Source organism: Nostoc sp. CALU 546, from assembly GCF_048836525.1.
Genome location: NZ_JAWJTF010000232.1, coordinates 1 through 3,419, shown reverse-complemented (window position 1 = coordinate 3,419; position 3,419 = coordinate 1). Strand labels below are relative to the sequence as shown.

General features: G+C 37.2%; 4 protein-coding genes. 1 reads left to right on the top strand and 3 read right to left on the bottom strand.

Annotation, left to right across the window (positions count from 1 at the left end; genetic code table 11):
* Positions 1-183: 183 nt before the first annotated feature.
* The 3 genes from RRG12_RS41960 to RRG12_RS41950 all read right to left on the bottom strand — a co-directional run bounded on the left by RRG12_RS41960 (position 184) and on the right by RRG12_RS41950 (position 1,866).
* Positions 184-372 (bottom strand): hypothetical protein, encoded by a 189-nt coding sequence (locus RRG12_RS41960; protein WP_420762570.1) that lies wholly within the window; start codon positions 370-372, stop codon positions 184-186.
* Positions 373-429: 57 nt separating this feature from the next.
* Positions 430-1,455 carry a radical SAM/SPASM domain-containing protein gene (locus RRG12_RS41955; protein ID WP_420762569.1) on the bottom strand — a complete coding sequence of 342 codons (1,026 nt, stop codon included), beginning with the start codon at positions 1,453-1,455 and terminating at the stop codon, positions 430-432.
* Between the two features lie 216 nt (positions 1,456-1,671).
* Positions 1,672-1,866: a hypothetical protein gene (locus tag RRG12_RS41950; RefSeq protein WP_420762568.1), complete on the bottom strand. Its 195-nt coding sequence runs from the start codon at positions 1,864-1,866 to the stop codon at positions 1,672-1,674.
* A gap of 224 nt (positions 1,867-2,090) precedes the next feature.
* On the opposite strand from RRG12_RS41950, the gene RRG12_RS41945 reads away from it, so the two are divergent.
* The gene (locus RRG12_RS41945) at positions 2,091-3,257 is read left to right on the top strand and encodes a sigma-70 family RNA polymerase sigma factor (RefSeq protein ID WP_420762567.1); all 1,167 of its coding nucleotides are present in this window, start codon (positions 2,091-2,093) and stop codon (positions 3,255-3,257) included.
* Positions 3,258-3,419: the final 162 nt, after the last annotated feature.

Here is a 3,419-nt window from a genome sequence, read left to right as displayed (position 1 = left end):
CATTTCCTGTTCTGCTAAAGTTAGTTCTTCGATGGCAAAATTATCTGAGATCATTACATCGTAGTTAGACATGATTTTTTCCTTGTTTTTATGAGTTGAACTAGATTTATTTTTTGGGTAATTATAGAGCTAATTCGATAGCTCACTAATTCCAACTACTAATCAATTAGAATTAGCTATAAGCTATTTATCTAATGCTGCTTGAACAGCCTTATACCCTGCTATAGCAGCACCTATTCCAGCAGCAGTGATTGCCCCAATAGCCTTGACAGCAAACTTAATTGCTCCGCCGCCTTGAATCATTTCCTGTTCTGTTAAAGTTAGTTCTTCAATTGCAAGATTTTCAGCGTTGATGACATTATACTTAGACATTATTTTCTCCTAATTTAGTGTTGGTTGAAAGATGTATTTTGGACTTTGTGTTCATTTCTATGAAGCAAGAACAGGGATGTCAAATTTTTCTGCATGGCGCACCATTGCTTCATGCCAGTTAATCACCGGAAATTCAGTAGGAATTGTCTCTTTTTCGTAAACTTGCTGGCACAGTTTTATAAAATCACATGATTTTTCTCGATACCATTGATGAGCAAGTTCAGTTAATGATGCCTCCTTCAGATTTCCTAGAGCGTATTTTCTGGCAAATCCATGTTGAACAGGAACGAGCATCCCATCTGCTTCAATAATCAGTGGCGAAACAATTTCTGCTAGGGAAAAATTAGCTTGATCCTTGGATAAACTATCCACAAAAAAGCTGCTGGGATTTAAACGCAAGGCTTCTTGGTGAACTAAATCAATTTGAACATAAAGTTGATCGCCTAACTTTTTACGAAGCTTCATAACTTCTAAATAAACATAGGCTGAGATGCTTGCACTTGGTGTCATTCCAGCTAAATTTTGTTTGGCACGTCCTACCGCTTCTAAAGGATGAATCTGTAATAACGAAGCTCCTTGTTCTAAGGCAAAATTAGCTACCCAATCTAAATGACGAAAGTTTTCATGGCTGATGGTGAAAATAAACCCAAAAGGAATGCCAGATTGACGAATCCCTTCTAGTCTTCCATTCATCATCTCGAAAGCCTGTTTATTTCCTCTCATTTGATTATGAAAGTCAGGCATCCCATCTAAACTAATAGCTAGAATATCAAGCACACCCTTAAACTTTTCAATTGTTTGCTCGTTTATGAGCATTCCATTGGAAGCAATGGCTGTGTTCATTTTGCACTGATGAGCATGGTTGAGTAGCTCTAACAAAGGTTGATAGAGAATAGGTTCACCACCAGAAAAACTGACGGTTTTATATCCTTCAATGCTGGCATCGGTGATTGCCTGTCGCAGAAGTGCAACATCGAGTTGATCTTTTTCGTTAGGACTAGAAGCCGAATAACAGTGGAGACAGCGTAAATTACACCGCCTAGTTGGATGAATTTGTAAAATAGGATTTGTATTTAGTGTCATCTCACGCTACTCCAATAACTTAAAAAGAAACAAAACCTGGTTTAGCTCCGAAAGTTCAGCATCATAAATATGTTCAATAGTTTGAATTAAAATACGGTTCGGTTAACCAAAACTCTCAATTTTTAGAATTATCAAAGCTTGATAATTACATTCTATTATTGAGAATAATGTCAATTATCAACCTTGTCCGAACCGTATTAGTTTGAATCAGACTATTTATTTACTAAATTTCTTGAAGTCCGGAGCGACAATACCGATAGTCGGAGGCCAGACAATACCGATGGTGGGAGGGAATAGAATGGTGAATTTTCTAAGAACATCATTTGGAAGTGCCTGAAATCCACCTTTAACATTTTCTAATTCTTCAGGGGTTAATTCTTGCAAGAATTTGTTTTCGTTAAGATTATCCATCTTGTCTTTTTCCTTGATTTAAGTGATGATTTTCAGAAACAAACCTTGGCTTTCAGAAATTTAACTGTGCTTTGGTCGCTCTGTACCTCTCTACGATGGCTTTGAATGTTTATGCAACCTAGTGGGAAAATTTTTTACAAAATCTGGAAAATGCCTGGAACGCTATGTATTACAATTAGTTAGCAATTTGTAAACTTTAAATTTTTTATACTCACAAAGTTTTTATGCAACCCCGACAGGGCATTATTGAAATCTTCTCGACCTTTGTGCAGTTTGATGCAGATAGGTTCAATGTTTGGGCAACAGATAGCAAACTAAAGCGAAGTATCAAAAAATGCTTAGAACAATACCCGCAACAGACATCTGAGAGTTTTTGGGTGCTTTACTGGTACAAAATCTGGCAAATAGAATCTAGCCCTCTAGCAGTGGGGCATATTTCGGCTTATTTGCAAGAGGTATGCTACTGGGCTGCTAGAAAAATAGCCGTAAACTTTATCAGTCAATTTTCTATTGCTGATTGTTTTCAGATTGCGATTCCCTGTATTTATAAAATTCTCAAAAATTTTAATCCGGAATACAGTACAAATTTAAAAACCTATGCAGAATATGCTTTTGAACGTTTCCTCAAAGATTCATTACGTCTAACAAAGGAAGCAGATATATGCACAGATTGGGCGTTACTGCATAAAATTAGCCGGAAGCGGTTGGTAAATTCCTTAGAAAATGCTGGTCTTAATAGTCAAATTATCAATAATTACGTCTTAGCTTGGGAATGTTTTAAAGAACTCTACACCAGTGATAGTCAAACTATTCGTCAGTTGGGAAAACCGAGTACCATCACATGGCAAGCTATTACTCAGCTTTACAATAGACAAACCTTGAGCCAACTGACTTCAGAAACTTTGGAAAAATGGCTGAGTACCTGCGCTAAAGCGGTACGAGACTTTCTTTATCCCAAGTTTGTGTCTGTAGATGCTCCTATTAATGGACAAGAATCAGGTAATTTGTTGGATATATTACCCGCAGATTTACCAGCATCCTTACTTACCGAAATCATCGCCGAGGAAGAATCTACAACTAGACAAACACAACAAGAACAATTAAACCAAGTTTTGATGGCTGCTTTAGCAGCATTAGATATTCAGGCTCAAAAATTAATCCAAGCTTATTATCAGCAAAAGCTGACTCAACAACAAATCGCCCAACAGCTAGAAATTAAGCAATATACAGTCTCTCGCCGTCTTACCAGTATCAAACGCTCATTACTCACTACCCTATCGCAGTGGAGTATTGATAGTTTGCATATCTCCCCTACACCCGTCGTACTGGATGCTATTAGTAAAAGTCTAGAAGAATGGCTTAACAATTACTATACCCACCCCCACCTTTAAAGTAGAACCTCTTGAGATTATGTTTGATGCTTCCCTTGCTTTCGCTGTTGATAATGATTTGGTGCTAGAAATGATTCAGACATTGCCAAATATAGAATATAACTACTCTACCTCTGGTGGTTATCAGCGTGCTTGGCTCAATCAAATCTGTTTGAGTACATT

What these genes read in the sequence shown, in the direction of transcription:
- RRG12_RS41950 (WP_420762568.1), bottom strand. Translation starts at nt 1,866, where the DNA reads ATGGATAATCTTAACGAAAACAAATTCTTGCAAGAATTAACCCCTGAA.
- RRG12_RS41955 (WP_420762569.1), bottom strand. Translation starts at nt 1,455, where the DNA reads ATGACACTAAATACAAATCCTATTTTACAAATTCATCCAACTAGGCGG.
- RRG12_RS41945 (WP_420762567.1), top strand. Translation starts at nt 2,091, where the DNA reads ATGCAACCCCGACAGGGCATTATTGAAATCTTCTCGACCTTTGTGCAG.
- RRG12_RS41960 (WP_420762570.1), bottom strand. Translation starts at nt 372, where the DNA reads ATGTCTAAGTATAATGTCATCAACGCTGAAAATCTTGCAATTGAAGAA.